The following is a 21,359-nucleotide window of genomic DNA, read 5'->3' as shown; positions in this document are numbered from 1 at the left end:
AGCTGCTGCGACCTCGCAGGTGCTCGCACCGAGACCCCTCCTGCGCGAGGGGTCTTCCGCTGTCAGGGGCAGGTCGCAGGTGCGGGACGCACACGAGCACCGGGAGGACGGGATGACGGACGTGTCGGTTGACCAGGCCGAGGGTCGCGACGAGGGTCAGGACGAGCGCTACGACCCGTTCGTGCTGCAGGACAAGTGGTTGCCCGTCTGGGACGACCTCAAGCCGTTCCGCAGCGGGGAACCGGGCGATGAGCGCCCGAAGAAGTACGTCCTCGACATGTTCCCGTACCCCTCCGGCGACCTGCACATGGGTCACGCCGAGGCGTACGCCCTGGGCGACGTCATCGCGCGGTACTGGATGCAGCGCGGGTTCGACGTCATGCACCCCATCGGCTGGGACGCCTTCGGCCTGCCCGCCGAGAACGCGGCCATCAAGCGCGGGCTGGACCCGCGGCAGTGGACGTACGACAACATCGCCCAGCAGCGCGCCTCGATGCGCCGCTACGCCTGCTCCTTCGACTGGGACCGCGTGCTGCACACGTCGGACCCGGAGTACTACAAGTGGAACCAGTGGCTGTTCCTCAAGCTGTACGAGAAGGGCCTGGCCTACCGCAAGGACTCCCTCGTCAACTGGGACCCGGTCGACCAGACCGTCCTGGCCAACGAGCAGGTCCTGCCCGACGGCACCTCCGAGCGCTCCGGCGCCAAGGTCGTCAAGAAGAAGCTGACCCAGTGGTACTTCCGGATCACCGAGTACGCCGACCGGCTGCTGGACGACCTGGACCGCCTCGAGGGGCAGTGGCCGTCCAAGGTCATCTCGATGCAGCGCAACTGGATCGGCCGCTCCACCGGTGCCGAGGTCGAGTTCGCCATCGAGGGCCGCGACGAGCCCGTGACGGTCTACACGACGCGTCCGGACACCCTGCACGGCGCGACGTTCATGGTCGTCGCCGCCGACTCCGACCTGGCCGAGGAACTGGCCGCGGGATCGGCGCCGGACGTGCGCGCGGCGTTCGAGGCGTACCGCACCACGGTGCAGGAGACCTCGGACATGGACCGGCTGGCGTCCGAGCGCGAGAAGACCGGCGTGGACCTGGGCCGGTTCGCGGTGAACCCCGTCAACGGGGAACGGCTGCCGATCTGGGCCGCGGACTACGTCCTGGCCGACTACGGCACGGGCGCCATCATGGCCGTCCCCGCGCACGACCAGCGCGACCTCGACTTCGCCCGCGCCTTCGGCCTGCCCGTGCGCGTGGTCGTCGACGTCCGTGACGCGGACGGGAACCCGCTGCCCGACCCCGCCGCGTCCGGTGAGGCGACGGCCGGCGACGGCGTGCTGGTGAACTCCGGTCCGCTGGACGGCCTGGACAAGAAGGCCGGCATCGCCAAGGCCGTCGAGGTGCTGCAGGCCGAGGGCAAGGGCCGGCCGGCGAAGAACTACCGGCTGCGCGACTGGCTGATCTCCCGCCAGCGGTACTGGGGCACCCCGATCCCGATCGTGCACACCGAGTCCGGTGAGGTCCCCGTCCCCGAGGACCAGCTGCCCGTGCTGCTGCCGCCGTCGGAGGGTCTGAACCTCACCCCGAAGGGCACGAGCCCGCTGGGTGCGGCGGAGGACTGGGTCAACGTGCCGAGCCCGGTCGACGGGTCCCCGGCGCGCCGCGACCCCGACACGATGGACACGTTCGTCGACTCGTCCTGGTACTACCTGCGGTTCGTCTCCCCGGACGACGACACCAAGCCGTTCGACACCGACCTCATCGCGCAGTGGGGTCCCATCGACCAGTACGTCGGCGGGGTGACCCACGCGATCCTGCACCTGCTCTACGCGCGGTTCATCACCAAGGTGCTGCACGACCTGGGGTACCTGCCGTTCGACGAACCGTTCACGCGCCTGCTGAACCAGGGCATGGTGCAGATGGACGGCTCGGCCATGAGCAAGTCCAAGGGGAACCTCGTCCGGCTGTCCGAGCAGCTGGAGGAGCACGGCGTCGACGCCATCCGGTTGACGATGGCGTTCGCGGGTCCGCCCGAGGACGACATCGACTGGGCCGACGTGTCCCCGTCGGGGTCCTCGAAGTTCCTGGGCCGCGCCTGGCGGCTGGCCCGCGACGTGACGTCCCCCGTCGGGGTGGACGTCACGACCGGGGACGTCGCCCTGCGCCGGGTGACGCACCGGACGCTGCACGACGTGGCCCAGCACGTCGAGGCGTTCCGCTTCAACGTCGCCGTCGCGCGCGTCATGGAACTCGTCAACGCGACCCGCAAGGCCATCGACTCCGGTCCGGGCGCGGCTGACCCCGCCGTCCGCGAGGCCACCGAGGTCGTCGCGCTCGTGCTGTCGCTCTTCGCGCCGTACGTCGCGGAGGACATGTGGGCCCGGCTCGGCCACGAACCCGCCGTCGCGCGTGCGGGGTGGCCGGCGGTGGACGAGTCGCTGCTCGTCGAGGACACCGTGACGTGCGTCGTGCAGGTCAAGGGCAAGGTCCGCGACCGCCTCGAGGTGGCCCCGGACATCACGCAGGAGGCGTTGCAGGAGCTGGCGATGGCTTCGGAGAAGGTGCAGGCCGCGTTGGCCGGTGCGGGGATCCGGACGGTCGTCGTCCGGGCGCCCAAGCTGGTCAACATCGTCCCGGCCTGATGCCGGACCTGCTGCCGGACCTCTTGCCCCCGTCCACGCCGCGGCTGCTGCTGCGGCGCTGGACGGAGGGTGACGCCGAACCCTTCGCGGCGATGAACGCCGACCCGGAGGTCACCCGGTTCGTGTCCGCGGTGGCCGACCGGGCCGCGTCGGACCGGCTCGCGGACTACGCCGACGGGTGCTTCGACCGGCTCGGGTTCGGGTTGTCCGCCCTCGAACGCCGGGACACCGGGGAGTTCATCGGGTTCACGGGGCTGCACCGCATGCGCTGGTACCCCGAGGACGTCGAGATCGGCTGGCGCCTGGCGCGGTCGGCGTGGGGTCAGGGGTTCGCGACCGAGGCCGCCCGGGCGTGGGTCGAGCACGCCCGGGGGCTCGGTCTGCCGCGCATCATCTCGATCGTCGACCCGGGCAACGCCGCGAGCCTCGCCGTCACCCGCAAGCTCGGCATGGTCGAGGGCTGGCGGGGTGAGCAGGAGGGGCGGCCGCACGTCGTCATGCTGCTGACGTTCTGACGGCCGCCCCCGCGCTCAGGCCGGGAGGAGTCCGGGCAGGTCCGTCTCGGCGATCGGGAACCCCGGGAAGCGGGTCAGCCGCAGCAACGGGATCGCCCGCATCATGGCGCCGTGCTGCGGGTCGAACAGCATGCCCGCCCACGGGGTGCCGTCGACGCGTTCGCGGACCACCGGTCCCGCGTCCGGGTGCTGCAACCAGACCTCGAGCTCGGAGTCGAGCTGCAGCGGCACGGTCACCCCGTCCCCCTCCAGCGTCACCGTCGTGGCGAGGCGGACGTCGCGCGAGGACGCGCCGACGCGGATCCCGAACTCCCCGCCCTCGACGACCCACCGGCCGGTCGCGCTGTGCCAGAACGAGAACGCCCGCTCGTCGAGCGTCACGACCACCTCACGCGCTTCGCCGGGTTCCAGGCTGACGCGCGTGAACCCCTTCAGTTCGGCGTCGGGTCGGAACACCGTCGCGTCGATGTCGGCGACGTAGACCTGCACGACCTCGCTGCCGGCGACGTCGCCGGTGTTCGTGATCGTCACGTGGACGTCGACGTCCTTGCCGCGCTGTTCCACCCGCAGGTCGGAGTACTCGAACGTCGTGTAGGACAGGCCGTGCCCGAAGGCCGCCGCGACGGGCAGGGAGTGCGCGTCGTACCAGCGGTAGCCGATGAGCAGTCCCTCGCCGTACCGGACGTGACCGTGCTCGCCGGGGAAGTTCCCCACCGTGGGGTTGTCGCGGTAGTGGACGGGGATCGTCTCGGCCAGCCGGCCCGAGGGGTTCGCGACGCCGGACAGCAGGTCGGCGACGGCACCGCCGCCGGCCTGGCCGCCGAGCCAGCCCTCGAGGACGGCCGGGACGGTGTGCTGCCAGGGTTCGAGGTTCACGACCGAGCCGTTGGCCAGCACGACGACGGTCCGCGGGTTCGCGGCCACCACGGCGTCGAGGAGGTCGAGCTGCTCCGGCGGCAGGTTCGTGTGCTCGCGGTCGTAGCCCTCGGACTCGTAGGACGCGGGCAGGCCGAGGAACAGGACGACGACGTCGGCCGCCCGTGCGGCGTCGACGGCCTCGGCGACGAGAGCGCGCGCCGCCTCACCGGTCGTGTCGTCCGGGTCGGCCTCGGGGACGTAGCCGGCGGCGAACGTCACCGCGCGGGAACCCTCGAACTGGGCGCGCAGGGCGGTGAGCGCGTCGTCGAGGCGCGTCGGGTTCACCTGCGAACTCCCCGCTCCCTGGTAACGGGGGGTGCGGGCGAACTCGCCGACGACGGCGACGGTCCCGCCCGTGGCGGCCAGCGGCAGGATGCCGTCCTCGTTCTTCAGCAGGACCGCGCTCTGGAGTGCGGCCTCGCGGGCGAGGGCGTGGTGGGCGTCGGCGTCGAACGTGCCGGGGTCGGCGAGCGCGGGCCGGGCCTTCTCGACGAGTTCCAGGACACGCAGGACGGCACGGTCGAGGTCCTCGGTGGCGAGGGTTCCGGTGCTGACCGCTTCGAGGATCCGCTGGGTGCCGGCGCCGGAGGAGGAGGGCATCTCGAGGTCGAGACCCGCGCGGACCCCGTCCTCACGGACGTTGACGGCGCCCCAGTCGGAGACGACGAGACCCTCGAAGCCCCACTCGCCGCGCAGGACGTCGGTGAGCAGCCAGGGGTCCTCGGAGGCGTAGACGCCGTTGATGCGGTTGTAGGAGCACATGACCGTCCACGGCTGGGCGGTGCGGACGACGCGCTCGAACGCGGTGAGGTAGACCTCGCGCAGCGTACGTTCGTCGACGTCGGCGGAGATCGTCATCCGCTGCGTCTCCTGGTTGTTCGCGGCGAAGTGCTTGAGCGAGGTCCCGACGCCCTGGCTCTGCACGCCCTGGACGAGGGCCGCGGCGAGGTCGCCGGCGAGGACGGGGTCCTCGGAGAAGTACTCGAAGTTCCGCCCGCACAGCGGCGAACGCTTCATGTTGACGCCGGGCCCGAGCAGGACGGCCACGCCTTCGGCGCGCGTCTCGCGGCCCAGGGCCTCCCCGACGCGGCGCAGCAGGTCGACGTCCCACGAGGAGGCCAGGCCCGCGGCGGGCGGGAAGCAGGTGGCCGGCACGGAGTTCGCGAGCCCGAGGTGGTCGCCACCCTCGGCCTGCTTGCGCAGCCCGTGCGGGCCGTCGGTGACCATGAGCGCCGGGACGCCGAGGCGTTCGACGGGCTCGGTGTGCCAGAAGTCGGAGCCGTCGAGGAGGGCGGCCTTCTCCTCCACGGTGAGTTCCGCCAGCAGTTCGGCCGGGGTCCGGGTGACGTCGGTGTCGGTCATGGCCGCAGGCTACGCCCAACACCTACCAGGTGGAAGGTATTGGTGGTAGGGATGTCCTGTGGCCGCGCGCGGGGAGTACGCCAAGGGCAGGGCCCGCCGGGAGCAGATCCTCGGCGAAGCCGTCGGGCTCTTCGCCGAGGCCGGGTACCGGGCCGCGTCCCTGCGCGACCTCGCCGCCCGGTGCGGGCTGACGCACGCCGGGCTGCTGCACCACGTCGGCAGCAAGGAGGCGCTGCTGCTCGCCGTGCTCGAGCAGCGCGACGTCGAGGACGCCGCGCTCGTGGGGCCCGACGTCCCGCCGCCGGGGGAGCAGCAGCTCGCCGCGCTGCTGGACGTCGTGCGGCGCAACACCTCCCGCCGGGGTGTCGTCGAGCTGTTCTGCGTGCTGTCGGCCGAGGCGACCTCCCCCGACCACCCCGCCCACGCGTTCTTCGACCAGCGGTACCGGCGCGTCGTCGCCGCGCTCACGGGCGCCTTCGCCGACGCCGGGCACCCCGCGGCCGCGTCGGCGGCACGGCGGCTCGTCGCCGTCATGGACGGGTTGCAGGTGCAGTGGCTGCTGCACCCCGACGACGTCGACATGGTCGAGGAGGTCCGCTCGCAGGTGGAGCAGGAGCTCGCGGGCGTCGGGGTCCTCCGAACCACGTCCGGGACCGAGTCGCTCTAGGGTCGTGGGAAGACCACGGAACGACGCGGAGCGAGCCTCGATGACCAGCAGCAGCACTCCGGTCCCGCGCGGTGCGGCCGGCCCGGACCTCGCAGTGCCGCGCCCCGGGGACGTCACGTCGTGGCGTTGACCCTCGTCCCCGGGGCGAACACCGCGCTCGCCACGGGCACGTTCGAGGTGGCCCTCACGTGGCGGGGCCGCGAGGACGCGGACGCCGACCTGTCCGCGCTCGTGTGCTCGGGACGGCGGGTGCGCAGCGACGCCGACTTCGTCTTCTTCAACCAGCGGGTCCACGGCAGCGGCGCGGTGCGGCACGAGGGGAAGAGCGCCGCGTCGGGCACCGTCACCGACGTCTTGCGGGTGGACCTCGCCGGGGTGGAACCGGACGTCGACCTGCTCGTGGTCGTCGCCAGCCTCGACGCCGGCCCGGGGGCCGGGTTCGGCCTGCTGGCCGCGGCGGGGCTGCGCCTGACGGTGCGGGACGGGCCGGGCGGTGACGTCGCCGTGGTCGACCTGTCCGGACTCGAGCGTCAGACGGCGGTCGTCGCCGCGGAGTTCTACCGCCGCGACGGCGGCTGGAAGCTGCGGGCGGTCGGGCAGGGGTGGGACGACGGTCTGGCCGGACTGGCCCGGGACTTCGGGGTCGACGTCGAGGCGCCGGACGAGGGTCCCCCCGCGCCGCCGGTCCCGTCGTTCGACTGGCGCGACCCGCCCGTCCCCGCCGGCTACGGCCGCTGAGACCCGTGCCGCACCGCACCACCGATCGCGAGGAGACGCCGTGGGGTTCCGCTTCAGCAAGTCCATCAAGGTGATCCCCGGTGTGCGGCTCAACGTCTCGTCGCGGGGCGTCGGGGTGAGCGCCGGGGTGCGCGGTGCGCGCGTCACCGTGGGCCCCGGCGGCCGGGTCACCCGCACCCTCTCGATCCCCGGGACGGGGTTGTCGCACACCAGCACGGTGTCGAGGCCGCGCGGTGGCGGCGGCGGTGGTGGTCGTGGTGGTGGGCAGTCCCGGCGTCCGGCGCCGCCACCGGTGCCCCGCCCGCCCGCGCCCCCGAAACCCGGGTTCCTCGCCCCCGCGGCCGAGAAGGAGTTCTTCGCGGCCGTGTCCGCCGGCGGTGCGGGCGTCGCGGTGGACGACGCCGCACGGCCGCTCCACGGGTTGGCGGACGTCGCGCGTCGACACGGCGGCGGGGACGCGCAGCTGCCGCTGCTCTGCGCCGCGCTGGAGGGGTTGTGGCACGTCAGCCGTCTCGACCTCGACGACGAGGCGACCCGGCAGCGCCTCACCGCGCCGCCGCCGGTCGACGTCCCCCGGACCCCGGACGCGGCACGCGCCCGTCACCTGCTGGCGTGGGTGGTCGCCGCCCAGACCGCGGCGTCGGCGGCCGGTCCGGCGCGGGGGCTCGCGGAGCACCCCTACGCGCAGAAGTACCTGCAGGGCACGGCCTGGGGCGTCGAGATCACCCACGGGGTCAGCGCGAGCCTCGGGCTGGGCGAGGACGTCGTGCACCTGGCGGCCGCCGAACTCCACCAGGCCGCCGGCGACCTGGACACGGCGATCTGGACGGTCGAGGGGGTCACAGGCGCGGGAACCCCGGCCGCGCTGTCGCTGGCCGAGCTCTACAGCGACGCGGGTCGGCACGCCGAGGTGCGGGACCTGACGAACGGCGTCGAGAACGTGGACGACGCGACGGCCCTGCTGCTGGTGTTCCGAGCCCGCGCCCTCGCGGGCCTGGGGTACCTGGACGCCGCCCGCGAGTGCCTGCGGGACGCGATGAAGGCCCGTTCGCGCTCCTCCGCCGTGCGGCACCGGGCCTTGCTGGAGCGGGCGGAGGTGAACCTCGCGTCCGGTCGCAAGGCCGCCGCGCGCAAGGACCTCGAGACGGTGCTCGCCGACGACGCGGACTACCCGGGGTTGCGGGAGGCGCTCGACAGGCTGCCGTGAGCGGCCTGGCGAAACCGCGGCCCCGGCCCTGAGGACGGCGGGGGTGCCGTGTCGTCCCGGTCTCCACAGGCGCGTCGACGACCTCCCCGTCCACAGGTCCCCGTGACGTCCGGACCACGGGTCGAGGTGTCTGCCTAGGTTTCCCGGGTGTCCACGCCCCTGTCCCGTCGCGCCGCGGCGGCCCGTGCCCGCGAACTGGCGGTGCGGCAGTTCCGGGTGGCGGGGGAGAACCCGTCCGACGACCTCGCGGACCTGTTCGACGAGGAGTTCGAGGAGGAGGATCCGCCGGCGGCCCCCGCCCGTCCCGGTGTGGTGGGGGAGGTGTCCCGGCGGATCGCCGACCGCACCCCGCCGGGGTTGCGCGTGGTGCGGTTGCGGGTGGGGCCGGGCGCGGTCGCCGGGGCGGTTCTCGTGTGCGTGCTCGTGGCGGCGGGACTGGGATTCGCCGCGTGGCGGTCGTGGCCTGCACCGGCTGTGGCACAGGGGGAGGCGCTGCCGGCCCGGACGGCCCCGGTCGCCTCGGCGAGCCGTCTGAGCACGTCTTCCCCGACGGGGAGTTCGGCGTCGGTCGTCGTGCACGTCGCCGGGCACGTGGTCCGGCCGGGGGTCGTCACGCTGCCGGTGGGGAGCCGGGTCGCCGACGCCCTCACTGCGGCGGGTGGTCCCGCGCCGGACGCCGACCTCGACGCCCTGAACCTCGCGCGCGTGCTCCAGGACGGTGAACAGGTCCTCGTCACCGCGCCCGGGCAGCCGGCTGCGGCGGCCCCACCGTCGGCGGGGGCGGCGGCCGGTTCCACGCAGCGGGTGGACCTGAACTCCGCCACGGCCGCCGACCTCGACGCGTTGCCGGGGGTGGGGGAGGTCCTCGCCGGCCGGATCGTCGCGTGGCGGGAGGAGAACGGGCGGTTCACGTCCGTCGACGACCTCGGCGAGGTCCAGGGCATCGGCCCCAAGGTCCTCGACGGGCTGCGGGACCTGGTGACGGTGTGAGTGTGGCTGACGGCGGGACCGTCCCGACGTCCCGGATGGTCGGTGCGCCACCCGTCCCGCTGGACCTGCGGTTGGCCGCGGCGGCGCTCGTGGCGTGGGGTGCGGCGTTCACCGCGACGGGCCGTCCGGACAGGGCGTGGTGGGCGGTCGCCGGTTCCGTGGCGCTGCTCGCGGTCGTTCTCGGTGTCCTGCGGCGGACCGGCCGCGGCGCTCGCGTCGCGCTGGTCCTCGTGGCGGCGACGCTCGTCCTCGTCTCGGTCGGGCTGCAGCACAGCCGGTCCACCGCGGGTGGGGTCGAGGACCTCGCCGACGGCCGGGTGTCGGGGGAGTTCTCGGCCGTCGTCACCGCGGACCCGCACGCCCTTCCCGCCCGCCGGGACGGGGAACCACCGCGGGTGGTGCTCGACGTGCGGATCACCGCGCTCGACGCGCGCGGAACGACGCGGGGCCTCGCGACCCCGGCGACGGTGTTCGCCCCCGCGGACCGGTGGCGGGACGTGCGGTGGGGGGACCGGCTGGAGTTCCGTGGTCGCCTCGCCCGGGCCGATCCCGGGAAACGTTCGGTGGTCGTCGTCAGCGCAGGGAACCTGCTCCGCAGCGACCGCCCCACCGGTGTGCTCGAGGTCTCCGAAACCCTGCGGAAGGGGTTGCGGCACGCCGTGTCCGGTCGCTCCGCCGACGTCCGCGGACTGCTGCCCGGGCTCGTCGTGGGCGACACCTCGGCGTTGCCGCCGGACCTCGAGGCGGCCATGCGCGCCGTCGGGCTCACTCACCTCACGGCCGTCAGCGGCTCCAACACGACGCTCGTCGTGGGTTTCCTCGTCCTCGCGGCCTCGTGGGTGGGGTGCGGACGGCGGACCCGGCTCGTCGTGGCCGGGGTGGGGCTCGTGGGGTTCGTCGTCCTGGCGCGCCCGGAACCGAGCGTCCTGCGGGCGGCCGTCATGGGCGGCGTCGGCATGGTCGGGCTGGCCGTGGGGCGTCCGGTGCGCGGGATCCCCGTCGTCGCGACGGCCGCGCTGGTGCTGCTGGTGGCCGATCCGTGGCTGGCGCGGGAGTTCGGGTTCGTCCTCTCGGTCCTGGCGACGACGGCCCTCGTCCTCTGGGCCCGGCCGTGGGCGGACCGGCTCGCGACGTCCGGGGTTCCGCGCGTGCTGGCCTACGCGCTCGCGGTTCCGGTGGCGGCGCAGGCCGTGTGCGGTCCCGTGGTCGCCCTGCTGCAACCGGCGGTGAACGTCGTCTCGGTGCCGGCGAACGTGCTCGTCGCCCCGGCGGTCGGACCGGCCACCGTGCTGGGCCTGGTCGCGACGCTCGTCTCCCCGGTGTGGCCGGCGGGGGCCGCCGTCCTCGCCTGGCCCGCCGGTTGGTGCGCGGCGTGGATCGCGCTGGTCGCCCGGACCGCCGCGCGGGCTCCGACGTCGGTGGCGGTGCCCCCGGGGGTGGCCGGCGCGCTCGTCGTGGCGTTGCTGACGGCGCTCGTCCTGGGGGCGGTGGGGGCGGGTCTGCGGTGGCGGCGCGGGGCCGGGCGCCGCTGGCCGGCGCTGGTCGTCGTGCTGGTGCTGTCGGCGGGGCTGCTCGTGCGGTGCGCGCCGCGGTGGGGCGGTCCGGCCGGACCGTGGCCGCCGCCGGACTGGCTGGTCGTCGGCTGCGACGTCGGCCAGGGCGACGCGGTGGTGCTGCGGTCGGGGGCCTCGTCGGCGGTCCTCGTGGACGCCGGACCGGACGACGTCCTCGTCGACGGGTGCCTGGACCGGCTCGGCGTGGACCGGCTCGACGCCGTCGTGCTGACGCACTTCCACGCCGACCACGTCGGAGGTCTCGCCGGTGCCCTGGCCGGTCGGGACGTCGGGGGCGTCCACGTCTCCCCGCTCGCGGTCGACCCGGCGGCGACCCGGGTGCGCGAGCAGGCCGGGTCCAGGCCCGTGGGACCGCTCGTCGCGGGGGAGACCGGCGGGGCGGGTCGGGTGACGTGGACGGTGCTGGCGCCGGACCCCGAGGTGGCGCGCGTGCGGGCCCCGGACTCCGCGCAGGTCAACGACTCCAGCGTCGTGCTGCTGGCCGAGGTGGAGGGTGTCCGGGTGCTGCTGACCGGTGACGCCGAACTCGCCGAGCAGCGTGACGTGCTGTCCCGGTGGCCGACCGGTCAGGTCGTCGACGTCGTCAAGGTCGCCCACCACGGGTCGCCGACGCAGGTGCCGCAGCTGTACTCCACGGTCCGGCCGCGGGTGGCGCTCGTGGAGGTCGGGGCGGTCAACGACTACGGCCACCCGGCCGCCTCGACGCTCGACGTGCTGGCCGCGACGGGAGCACGGGTGCTGCGGACGGACACCGGCGGCGACGTCGCGGTCGCCGGGACGGCGGAGGCGTTGCGGACGCTGGAACGCGGCCCGGACCCGCGGGAGGCCGAGCGGCGCGCCCGGTACGGCAGCGGGTGAACCCGGTGGAGCAGTTCCCGCCCGGGGTCGGCACGATGTCCGGACAGTCCCACCGACAGGAGGTCCCCGTGCTCGTCCTGCACGACGTGCGACGTCTCGACGGCGGGGGTGACGTCGTCGACGTGGTCCTCGACGGCGGCCGCGTCGTCGCGGTCGGTGCCGGTCTCGCGGCCACCCCGCCCTGGTCGGCCGCCGGACGCCTCGACGCCGGCGGGGCGGTGCTCCTACCCGGGTTCGTCGACAGCCACGTCCACCTGACGCAGTGGGCCGCCGCGCGGCGTCGCATCGACGTCCTGGCCGCCCGGTCGGCCGCCGAGGCGGCGGACCTGCTGCGCGCGGGGGCGGCGCCCGGCGACGACCTCGTGGTGGGGCACGGGTTCCGCGACGCCCTGTGGCCCGCACCGCCGCACCGGGACGTCCTCGACGCCCGGTTCGGCGAGCGGCCCGTGGTCGTCGTCAGCGCGGACCTGCACGCCGTCTGGGTGAACTCGGCCGCGGCCCGGCGGTTCGGTGTTGACGAACCGTCGGGGGTGCTCGTCGAGGCGCCGGCGATGGAGTTGACGACGCGGGCGGGCACGGTCGGCGACGCCGTCCAGGACCGCTGGATCGCCGAGGCCACGCAGGCCGCGGCCGCCCGGGGGGTCACGGGTCTGGTCGACCTGGAGTACGCGCCGGTCGACGGCTGGACCCGGCGCGCGGAGCCCGCGGTCCGGATCGCCGCGGGCGTCTGGCCGGACTGGTTGGAGGAGACCATCGCCGCCGGACGGCGGACCGGCGACGTCCTGGCCGGTGACCGGGTCCGCGTCGGCCCGGTGAAGTTCGTCGTCGACGGGTCCCTCGGGACCCGGACGGCGTTCTGCCACGAGGAGTACCCGACCGGTGGCCACGGCGTCCTGCGCATCCCGCCGGCCGAGCTCGAGGCCTCGCTGCGGCGCGCCACGTCGAACGGCCTGCACGTGGCCGTCCACGCCATCGGCGACGACGCCGTCCGCGTCACGCTCGACGCGTTCGCCGCCGTCGGCTGCCGCGGCAGCCTCGAGCACGCCCAGCAGGTCCACCCCGACGACGTGCCGCGGTTCGCCCGGCTCGGCGTCGTCGCGAGCGTCCAGCCGCGGCACGCCGTCGACGACCGTGATCTCGTCGGCGCCCACTGGCCGCAGGGGGCGGCCCGGGCCTACCGGTACGCCGACCTGCACGCCGCGGGCGCCGACCTCCGCCTCGGCTCCGACGCCCCCGTCGCCCCGCTCGACCCGTGGGACGCCCTCGCCAGCGCGGTACACCGCACCGTCGACGACCGCGACCCCTGGCACCCCGACCAGCACCTGCCCTTCGACGTCGCCCTCACCGCCGCGTGCGGGGGCCGGCGCGGGGTGTTCGTCGGCGACGTCGCCGACCTCGTGCTCGTCCCCGACGACCCGACGCGGACGTTCGCCACCGGGGGAGCGGAGGCGTTGCGGCGCAGCGAGGTCGTGGCCACGCTCGTCGGTGGGGTGCTCACGCACCGCGCGGGCTGAGCACCCGGCCTCGAGTGTCCGACGTCCGTGCGACAGTGACGCCGTGCCCGCCGCCAAGAAGACCGCTGTGAAGACTGCCGCGAAGAAGCCGGCGAGCGCCGCCCCCGGGATCCCGCCGCAGGACCTGGCCCCGGCCCCCGTCGTGCTCCTCGCGGGGTCGGAGGAGGCGCTCGCGGACCGCGCGCTGACCGCCCTGCTGACCCGCATGCGCGACCTCGACCCCTCCTTCGAGCGCACCGACGTCGCCGCCGCCGGCTACCAGAAGGGCCAGCTCGCGACGTGGACGTCCCCCTCGCTCTTCGACGAGCGCTCCCTCGTCCTCGTCGACGGCGTCGACGCCGCGAGCGAGGCCTTCGTCGAGGACGTCCTGGAGTACCTGAAGACGCCGTCCGAGACCGTCGTCCTCGTGCTGCGGCACCGCGGCGGCAACCGCGCCAAGAAGGTCCTCGACGTGGCGCGCACGGTCCCGGGGGTCGCGGAGGTGTCCTGCCAGCCGCTGAAGCGGGACCAGGACAAGGTCGACTTCGTCGTGTCCGACGTGCGGCGGGCCCGGCGCTCGATCGACGTCGAGGCCGCGCGGGCGCTGGTGGCCGCGCTCGGCAGCGACCTCGGCGAGCTGGCCGCGGCGGTGGACCAGCTGCTGACGGACACCGAGGGTCCGGTGACGGAGGACGCCGTCCACCGGTACCACGGGGGCCGCCGCGAGGCGACGGGCTTCGAGGTGGCCGACGCCGCCGTCGAGGGGCGGGAGGGTCAGGCCCTCGTCCTCCTGCGCCACGCGGAGGCGACGGGGGTGCCGGCCGTCGTCGTCGTGGCGGCGCTGGCGTCGCGGCTGCGGCAGCTGGCCCGGGTGGCCGGGGCGGGGCGCGGACGACCCGCCGACCTGGCCCGCGACCTGGGGATGGCGCCGTGGCTCGTGGAGAAGGCCCAGCGCGAGGTCCGCAACCTGTCCCCGGACGGGATGGCCGAGGCGATCCTCGCCGTCGCCGCGGCCGACCACGCCGTCAAGGGCGGGGGAGCGCACGCCGAGCACGCGCTCGAGAGGGCCGTCCGGGTGGTGGCCGCCGCCCGCCGCTGACGGGCCGGGGTCGCTCGGGCGGACGCGTCCGGAACGCACGGAGGGCCGGCCCCGAGCGGGGACCGGCCCTCCGTGAGGGATCCGAGGATCAGGCCTTGGCGGCCGACTTGGCGATGGACGACTTGCGGTTCGCCGCCTGGTTCTTGTGGATGACGCCCTTGCTGACGGCCTTGTCGAGCTTGCGGCTCGCGACCTTCAGCGTGGCCTGCGCCTTCTCGGCGTCGCCGGAGGCGAGCGCCTCGCGGAACGCGCGCACGGCGGTGCGCAGCTCCGACTTGACGGCCTTGTTGCGCAGGCGCGCCTTCTCGTTCGTGAGGATGCGCTTCTTCTGCGACTTGATGTTCGCCACGTGCTCCGTCTTCCTGTTGGTCTGATCGGTGTCAGAGGGCGGTCGCCACGTCGGGGACTCCGGCGTGGGGACACCGGGAGGGACGGCGGGCGGCCGTGACCTCCGCACGGAGCGAAGGCGTCTTCGAGGTTACCAGCGTGGGCGCCCGACCGAGGACAGCCGGGCTCCGGGGCCCCGCGACACACCGAGGAAACGGCCCGGCAACTCGCGAGAAACGTGGACTTCCCTAGGGTGCGGCCATGGGCGACGTCTTCGAGGGCTACCACGACTCCCCGGCGGGTGCCGCCGGGAGCAGGGCGGCCGATGAGATGTTCGACCGCGACGGCCTGCCGCGACCGGAGTGGCAGGCCCTCGCCGCGACCCTCGCCGACCTGCCGGCCGCCGAGCTGCGCGCCCGCGCCGACCAGCTCGCCAGCACCTTCCTGGACCGCGGCGTCACCTTCGACTACGCGGGGGAGGAGCGGCCCTTCCCCCTCGACGTCGTCCCGCGGATCATCGACGCGGCGCAGTGGGCGCGGGTCGAGAAGGGCGTGGCCCAGCGGGTGCGGGTCCTGGAGGCCTTCCTCGCCGACGTCTACGGACCGATGCAGGTCGTCAAGGACGGGGTGGTGCCGCGCCGCGTCATCACGTCCTCCAACCACTTCCACCGGGCGGCCGTGGGCGTCGAGCCGGCGGGGGGTGTGCGCATCCACGTCGCCGGCATCGACCTCGTCCGCGACGAGCACGGCGACTTCCGCGTCCTGGAGGACAACGTCCGCGTCCCCAGCGGCGTCAGTTACGTCCTGGAGAACCGGCAGGCCCTGACCCAGGTGCTGCCCGAGGCCCTGCAGTCCCACCGCGTCCAGCCCGTCGCCGACTACCCGCAGAACCTCCTCGCGGCCCTGCGGGCCGCGGCCCCCAGCGGCGTCGACGACCCGGTCGTGGTCGTCCTGACCCCCGGGGTCTACAACTCCGCGTACTTCGAGCACTCGCTGCTGGCGCGGGCCATGGGCGTCGAGCTCGTCGAGGGTCGCGACCTCGTCTGCCGCGGCAACCGCGTCTACATGCGCACGACGAACGGCGACCGGCGCGTCGACGTCGTCTACCGGCGAGTCGACGACGACTTCCTCGACCCCGTCCACTTCCGCCGCGACTCCGTCCTGGGCTGCGCGGGCATCCTCAACGCCGCGCGCGCCGGGGGCGTGAGCATCGCCAACGCCGTCGGCAACGGTGTGGCCGACGACAAGCTCGTCTACACCTACGTCCCCGAGCTCACGAAGTACTACCTCGGCGAGGAGCTCGTCCTGGGCAACGTGCCCACGTACCGCCTCGAGATCCCCGCCGAACGCGAGGAGGCGCTGGACCGGTTGCACGAGCTCGTCGTCAAACCCGTCGACGGCTCGGGGGGCAAGGGTCTGGTCGTCTGCCCGGACGCCTCCGCCGAGCAGGTCGAGGAGCTGCGCCGACGGGTGCTGGCCGACCCGCGCGGCTGGATCGCCCAGCCCGTCGTGGCCCTGTCCACCGTGCCGACGCTGGCGGGCACCCAGATGCGCCCCCGGCACGTGGACCTGCGGCCCTTCGCCGTCAACGACGGCCGGTCCGTCCGGGTCCTGCGCGGCGGGCTGACCCGGGTCGCGCTGCGCGAGGGGTCCCTCGTCGTGAACTCCAGCCAGGGCGGTGGCTCCAAGGACACGTGGGTGCTCGCCGGGGAGGACGCCGAGCCCGAACCCACCCCGGTGGTCCCCGTCCCGGTCGCGCCCCCGGCGCCGGTGCCGGCGCCCGACGACCAGCACCGCGCGACCGACCCCGGCCCGGGTGGCGGCTCCGAACAGGCCCAACAGCAACAGCAGCAGCGCTCGTCCGTCGACCGAACCCCGGAGGGGTGACCCCGTGCTCAGCCGCATCGCCGAGTCGCTGTTCTGGATCGGCCGCTACGTCGAGCGGGCCGACTCCACGGCCCGCATCCTCGACGTCCACGTCGAGCGCACGCTGGCCGACCCGTGGATCGACGAGAGCGCCGTCTCCACCTCCCTGCTGGCCGTCATGGGGTCGTCCGTCGACCCGCAGCGACTCACCGGCCGCCGGGACCTGCTGGAGCTGCTGGCCTACGACCCCGTGAGCCCCAGCTCGATCACCGGCGCTCTCGGGGCCGCGCGGGAGAACGCGCGCCGCGCCCGAGAAACCGTCTCCAGCGACATGTGGGAGTCCCTCAACACCACCTGGAACGCCCTGGCGTCGGGGCGGTGGCGGGCCGCGAGCCCGCACCGGTTCTTCTCCTGGATCCGGGAGCGCACCGCGGTGATCTCCGGTCTCGTCGACGCGACGATGAGCCGTGACGACTCCTGGCAGTTCTTCGTCCTGGGCCGGTCGCTGGAACGCGCCGACATGACGGCCCGCCTCGTCGACACCCGAGCTGTCTCCGGGTCGGGCAGCCAGTGGCCGCTGCTCCTGCGCTCGACGGGGGCCTACGAGGCCTTCCTGCGGGCCTACCACGGCTCGAGCACCGGGGCGGCGGGGGAACTGCACGCGGTGGAGTTCCTGCTGCTGGACCGGTTGTTCCCGCGGTCGGTCGTCAACGCGCTGGAGACCGCGGAGGCCTGCCTCGACTCCATCGACCCGGCGTCGCGGCGGATCGGGTACACCGAGGACGCCCGGCGGGTGGTCGGGATGGCGCGGACCCGGCTGGAGTTCCAGACCCCGGAGGACATCCTGGGCGACCTGCACCACCAGATGCGGCTCGTCACCGAGGCGTGCTCCGCGGCGTCCCACGCGGTGGCGATGCGGTTCTTCCCCATGGCGGGGGCGGTTTCCTGGACGGCGGGGAGGTCCTGATGCGACTGCGCATCGTGCACACGACGACGCACACCTACCAGGGCGAGGTCATCGTCAGCTTCAACGAGGCGCGGATGACGCCGTTGACGCTGCCGGACCAGACCGCCCTCGACACCCGGGTGGAGATCAGCCCGACCGCATCGGTCTCGCGGTACTGGGACTACTGGGGGACCCACGTCACCTCGTTCGACCTGCACGCGCGCCACGACCGGCTCGTGACGACCGCGACCTCGCTCGTCGAGACCGACCGGCGGACGGGACACGACCCGCGGCGGTCGGCGACGTGGGAGGACCTCGCCGCCGACGACGTGCGCGACGCCCTCGCCGAGTACCTCGCGCCCACCCCGCGGACCACCGCCCCCGGGGAGGGGTTCGCCGAGGTGGTGCGCGACCTCGTCGCCGGCGCCGACCCCCGCGAGGCGGCGCACCGCGTCTGCAGCTGGATCCACGACGAGGTGAACTACGTCCCCGGGGCCACGGGCGTCCACGCGACGGCGGAGGAGTCCTGGGTGCAGCGCAGCGGCGTCTGCCAGGACCTCGCCCACCTCGCCCTGGCGGGGCTGCGGACCCTGGGGATCCCCTGCCGCTACGTCTCGGGCTACCTGCACCCGCGGCGCGAACCCGAGGTGGGCATGGAGGTCGCGGGGGAGAGCCACGCGTGGATCGACTTCTACGACGGCGCCTGGACGGCCTGGGACCCGACGAACGACATCCCCGTCGGTGACCGCCACGTCGTCGTCGCCCGCGCCCGCGACTACTCCGACGTCTCGCCGCTGCAGGGCGTCTACTCCGGGCCGAAGTCCACGGTGGCTGCGCAGGTGCTCGTCACGCGGGTCGCCTGAGGCGCCGGTTGCGCCTCAGCGGGCGGTGAGCAGCCCGGCGTCCGCGACGAGGTCGAGGGCGGCACGGGGACCGCGGCGCGTCAGGAGCAGTGCCGGGAGGTCCCCGGTCGCCCGAGGGACGACCCACGAGAGCCGGACGACCCCGGAGCGGTCGACCTGCACCCCCACGTCGGAGTCGTCCACGCGCACCACGGTGTGGTCACCGCCACCCGCGTCGGACCGCTGGCCGACGCGGTCGGTCCACGGCGGGAGCGGGAGGTGACTCAGGTCCTCGGTCCACACGTCGAGGACGGAGGCCCCCTGCGCCAGTGCCGGCCAGCGCAGCGCCCGCTCCCACGGGAGGTCCTGGGGGAGCCAGCACGTCCGCAGGTGCAGCGCCAGGTGACCGGCCGCCAGCGGGTCGCGCAGCGCTGCGTGGGGCGACCGGTGATGGGTGGTCACCCGTGCACCGGTACGTTCCGACCCACCCACGGACCTGAGCGGGGCGCAACGTTCCGGTCGGCCGCCGCGACGTCCTGCGGGGCGCAGGGTCGAGGACCCGCCCCGACGTGTCGACCACCCGTGGGCTGACGACCTCGGCCGCCGGCCGGACCCCGCCCTCCTCCGACCCGCTCGTTCCGGCATCCTGTGGCGAAAAAGCGTTGCCGCGCAACGGCCCAGCCCTCTCACACTGAGGGCGTACGTGTCGATGGAGGAACCGGACGATGCGGTGCACGGCGTGCCGCTGAAACGATGGAGGACGGGTCTCGATGCCGGCACGTGTGCGCGATCTGAAGGTCTCCGCGAAGTTGTTCGCCGGGTTCGGTCTGGTGACCGTCCTCCTGGTCGTCATCGCCGTCCTCGGGATCGTGCGCCTGGGGCAGGCGCAGGAGAAGATGGACTACCTCTCCTCCTCCGGTGTCGCGTCGGTGGACGGCATCGACAAGGTCCAGACGGCCTACCTGCAGGTCCGCAAGGACCTCAGCGACATCGCCGTCGCCCAGGACCCGGCCACCGTGACGTCCCTGACCGACCAGTTCACCCAGGACCAGGCCACGCTCGACGAGCGGTGGACGACGTACCTCGCCTCGGACCCGGCCAGCAGCCCCGCCGACCAGCAGAAGTACACCCAGGGCCTGGCCCAGTGGCGCGAGGCGGCGAAGGCGCTGATCCCGCTCGCCGTCGCCAACGACCTGCCTGCCTTCGTGCAGCAGCGCTCGACCACGACCACCGCGGTGGGCAAGGAGATCAACGCCGCCCTCGACGCCATGAACGGTGCCGAGGCCGCCTCCGCCAAGCGCATCGCCGCCGACAGCCAGGCGGCCTACCACCAGGCCGTCACCGTCCTGCTCGCGTGCACGGTCCTCGCGGTGCTCTTGGCGATCGCCGTCTCGGTCACGATCGCCCGCTCGATCGCGAAGCCGCTGGAGCGGGTCGTGGCCGTCGTGGAGGGTCTGGCGCAGGGCCGGCTGGACCAGCGCGTGGACTACGCGAGCAAGGACGAGGTCGGTCGGCTGGCGTCGGCCACCAACGCCTCCTTGGAGTCGCTGTCCACGGTGATGCGTGACGTCACCGAGAACGCCACGACGCTGGCCGCCTCCAGCGAGGAGCTGACGGCGGTCGCCAGCCAGCTCTCCTCCGGCGCCGAGGAGTCCGCGACGCAGTCGCAGGTGGTCTCGGCCGCCACCGAGCAGATCAGCGCCAGCATCGGCACGGTCGCGGCCGCGGGTGAGGAGATGACCGCGGCGATCAACGAGATCGCCGCCTCCACGGCCGAGGCCTCGAGCACGGCGGCGACAGCGGTGGCCGCCGCCGGTGACGCGGGGGCCACCATCGAGCGTCTGGGGCGTTCGAGCCGGGAGATCGGTGACGTCGTCAAGCTCATCACCTCCATCGCCGAGCAGACCAACCTGCTGGCCCTGAACGCGACGATCGAGGCGGCGCGGGCCGGGGAGATGGGCAAGGGGTTCGCCGTCGTGGCCGGTGAGGTCAAGGAGCTGGCGCAGCAGACGGCGCGGGCGACGGAGGAGATCGTGGCGAAGGTGAGTGCGACGCAGGCCGACGTGAACGCCGCGACGGACGTCATCTCCCAGATCGGTGAGGTCATCTCCCGGATCGACGCGCTGCAGTCGACGATCGCCGCGGCGGTGGAGGAGCAGTCGGCGACGACGAGTGAGATGGTCCGCAACGTCACCGAGGTGTCGACGGGGTCGCAGGAGATCTCCGCGAACATCGCCGGCATCGCCGCTGCCGCGACGGAGACGACGAGCAGCGCCACGCACACCGCGACGACCGCGGCGGAGGTCTCCGGCGCGGCCGCGCGGCTGCACGGGCTGGTCGGGCGCTTCACCGTCTGAGCGGGGCGAGCCCCGGGCCGGGGCTCACCCGAAGGCGACCGCCCCCGTCGCCACCGTGAGGACGGCGGTCCCGCGGGCGAACTGCTGACGGACCTCCCCGCCGCTCTCGGGCCGGGGTTCCTCCACGGGGAAACCCCACCGCTCCGGACCCCCGGCCGCGCGCAACGCGTCGCGGACGGGGGTCGGGACGCGGTGGGCCCCCGTCCCGGCGGAGGCGTAGACCGCGCCCCGTTCGAAGTCCTGGGCCGACCCGGACGCCACCGGCACCTCGTCGGTCGTGGGCAGCCCCAGAGGTCCTGTCTCCCAGCCGGTGTCCCGCCAGCGGTCCCGCACGCCCCCCCGCACGGCGTGCGCTCCCGTCGCGGGGGAGGCGTACACCGAACCACCCTGGAAGTGCGCGTACTCGGCGCGGCCGTCGGGGGTGCGGGTCTGGGTCGTCACGGGGTAGCCGAGCGGACCGCGTTCCCACCCCGTGGCCGTCCACGCGTCGCGGACGGCCCCGGACACGGCGTGCGCGCCCGTCTGGGGGGTCCAGTAGACCGAGCCGCGCTCGAAGTGGTTGAACCGGCCGCGGCCGTCGGGGGTGGCGAGTTCGTCGGTCAGCGGGAACCCCAGGGGGCCGGTCTCCCAGCCGGTCGCCTTCCACTCCTCACGGATGGCACCGATCACGGCGTGGGCACCGGTCTGGGTCGTCCAGTAGACGGAACCGCGCTCGAAGTGGTTGAAGCGGCCCCGTCCGTCGGGGGTCGCGAGTTCGTCGGTCAGCGGGTACCCCAGGGGCCCCGCCTCCCAGCCCAGGGCCTTCCACGTCTCGCGGACCGCCCCCAGCACGGCGGCCGCACCCGTCTGCGGCGTCCAGTACACGGCGAGTTCAACCAGTCGATGCAACACCAGACTGATTCACCGATCGTAGCTGCTCCTCGAATACCTCCGCCGGGGTCCTCCACCCCAGCACCTTC

The 21,359-nt window shown here is 74.2% G+C and carries 16 protein-coding genes and 1 pseudogene; 13 read left to right on the top strand and 4 right to left on the bottom strand.

What is annotated here, in order from left to right; all coding sequences use genetic code 11:
• The first annotated feature begins 112 nt into the window (after nucleotides 1-112).
• Both leuS and AB0637_RS07345 read left to right on the top strand, forming a co-directional pair.
• Nucleotides 113-2,641, top strand: coding sequence for a leucine--tRNA ligase (leuS, locus tag AB0637_RS07350; protein WP_366170860.1), 2,529 nt, complete (start codon nucleotides 113-115; stop codon nucleotides 2,639-2,641).
• Nucleotides 2,641-3,156 carry a GNAT family N-acetyltransferase gene (locus AB0637_RS07345; RefSeq protein WP_366170858.1) on the top strand — a complete coding sequence of 172 codons (516 nt, stop codon included), beginning with the start codon at nucleotides 2,641-2,643 and terminating at the stop codon, nucleotides 3,154-3,156. The genes leuS and AB0637_RS07345 overlap by 1 nt, the downstream gene beginning before the upstream one ends.
• Nucleotides 3,157-3,171: 15 nt before the next feature.
• Here AB0637_RS07345 and AB0637_RS07340 read toward each other — a convergent pair whose 3' ends face one another.
• Entirely contained in the window at nucleotides 3,172-5,436 is a 2,265-nt protein-coding gene (locus AB0637_RS07340) for a glycoside hydrolase family 3 C-terminal domain-containing protein (RefSeq protein ID WP_366170856.1), read from the bottom strand.
• A gap of 58 nt (nucleotides 5,437-5,494) precedes the next feature.
• Here AB0637_RS07340 and AB0637_RS07335 point away from each other — a divergent pair, with 58 nt between their 5' ends.
• The 7 genes and pseudogenes from AB0637_RS07335 to holA all read left to right on the top strand — a co-directional run bounded on the left by AB0637_RS07335 (nucleotide 5,495) and on the right by holA (nucleotide 14,062).
• On the top strand, nucleotides 5,495-6,103 hold the full coding sequence (locus tag AB0637_RS07335; protein WP_366170854.1) for a TetR/AcrR family transcriptional regulator: 609 nt from the start codon (nucleotides 5,495-5,497) through the stop codon (nucleotides 6,101-6,103).
• A 120-nt stretch (nucleotides 6,104-6,223) separates the two neighbouring features.
• Nucleotides 6,224-6,841, top strand: coding sequence for a TerD family protein (locus tag AB0637_RS07330; protein WP_366170852.1), 618 nt, complete (start codon nucleotides 6,224-6,226; stop codon nucleotides 6,839-6,841).
• Between the two features lie 40 nt (nucleotides 6,842-6,881).
• Nucleotides 6,882-7,049: pseudogene (locus AB0637_RS07325) on the top strand (DUF4236 domain-containing protein); the annotation flags it as partial.
• 1,146 nt (nucleotides 7,050-8,195) lie between these two features.
• Nucleotides 8,196-9,038, top strand: coding sequence for a ComEA family DNA-binding protein (locus AB0637_RS07320; protein ID WP_366170850.1), 843 nt, complete (start codon nucleotides 8,196-8,198; stop codon nucleotides 9,036-9,038).
• Nucleotides 9,039-9,040: 2 nt separating this feature from the next.
• A complete protein-coding gene (locus AB0637_RS07315; RefSeq protein WP_366170848.1) occupies nucleotides 9,041-11,470 on the top strand; it encodes a ComEC/Rec2 family competence protein in 2,430 nt (809 codons plus the stop codon).
• Nucleotides 11,471-11,505: 35 nt separating this feature from the next.
• Entirely contained in the window at nucleotides 11,506-12,984 is a 1,479-nt protein-coding gene (locus tag AB0637_RS07310) for an amidohydrolase family protein (RefSeq protein ID WP_366170846.1), read from the top strand.
• 43 nt (nucleotides 12,985-13,027) lie between these two features.
• Nucleotides 13,028-14,062 carry a DNA polymerase III subunit delta gene (gene holA, locus AB0637_RS07305; protein WP_366170844.1) on the top strand — a complete coding sequence of 345 codons (1,035 nt, stop codon included), beginning with the start codon at nucleotides 13,028-13,030 and terminating at the stop codon, nucleotides 14,060-14,062.
• Nucleotides 14,063-14,150: 88 nt separating this feature from the next.
• Here holA and rpsT read toward each other — a convergent pair whose 3' ends face one another.
• Nucleotides 14,151-14,411 carry a 30S ribosomal protein S20 gene (gene rpsT, locus AB0637_RS07300; RefSeq protein ID WP_366170842.1) on the bottom strand — a complete coding sequence of 87 codons (261 nt, stop codon included), beginning with the start codon at nucleotides 14,409-14,411 and terminating at the stop codon, nucleotides 14,151-14,153.
• Nucleotides 14,412-14,650: 239 nt separating this feature from the next.
• Here rpsT and AB0637_RS07295 point away from each other — a divergent pair, with 239 nt between their 5' ends.
• Genes AB0637_RS07295 through AB0637_RS07285 form a run of 3 tightly spaced genes read left to right on the top strand, consistent with a single transcriptional unit; the run spans nucleotide 14,651 to nucleotide 18,064 of the window.
• Nucleotides 14,651-16,276 (top strand): circularly permuted type 2 ATP-grasp protein, encoded by a 1,626-nt coding sequence (locus AB0637_RS07295; RefSeq protein WP_366170840.1) that lies wholly within the window; start codon nucleotides 14,651-14,653, stop codon nucleotides 16,274-16,276.
• A gap of 4 nt (nucleotides 16,277-16,280) precedes the next feature.
• Entirely contained in the window at nucleotides 16,281-17,222 is a 942-nt protein-coding gene (locus AB0637_RS07290) for an alpha-E domain-containing protein (RefSeq protein ID WP_366170838.1), read from the top strand.
• Nucleotides 17,222-18,064: a transglutaminase family protein gene (locus tag AB0637_RS07285; protein WP_366170836.1), complete on the top strand. Its 843-nt coding sequence runs from the start codon at nucleotides 17,222-17,224 to the stop codon at nucleotides 18,062-18,064. Before AB0637_RS07290 ends, AB0637_RS07285 begins: the two co-directional genes overlap by 1 nt.
• Nucleotides 18,065-18,079: 15 nt before the next feature.
• On the opposite strand, the gene AB0637_RS07280 is transcribed toward AB0637_RS07285, so the two are convergent.
• Entirely contained in the window at nucleotides 18,080-18,505 is a 426-nt protein-coding gene (locus tag AB0637_RS07280) for a hypothetical protein (RefSeq protein ID WP_366170834.1), read from the bottom strand.
• Nucleotides 18,506-18,825: 320 nt separating this feature from the next.
• On the opposite strand from AB0637_RS07280, the gene AB0637_RS07275 reads away from it, so the two are divergent.
• Entirely contained in the window at nucleotides 18,826-20,400 is a 1,575-nt protein-coding gene (locus tag AB0637_RS07275) for a methyl-accepting chemotaxis protein (protein ID WP_366170832.1), read from the top strand.
• A 24-nt stretch (nucleotides 20,401-20,424) separates the two neighbouring features.
• Here the strand turns inward: AB0637_RS07275 and AB0637_RS07270 are convergent, their stop codons facing one another.
• On the bottom strand, nucleotides 20,425-21,264 hold the full coding sequence (locus tag AB0637_RS07270) for a hypothetical protein (RefSeq protein WP_366170830.1): 840 nt from the start codon (nucleotides 21,262-21,264) through the stop codon (nucleotides 20,425-20,427).
• Between the last annotated feature and the right edge of the window lie 95 nt (nucleotides 21,265-21,359).

The organism is Kineococcus sp. NPDC059986 (assembly GCF_040702905.1).
In the GTDB taxonomy this organism is placed as follows: domain Bacteria; phylum Actinomycetota; class Actinomycetes; order Actinomycetales; family Kineococcaceae; genus Kineococcus.
This window is presented reverse-complemented; position numbering and strand designations above follow the sequence as displayed.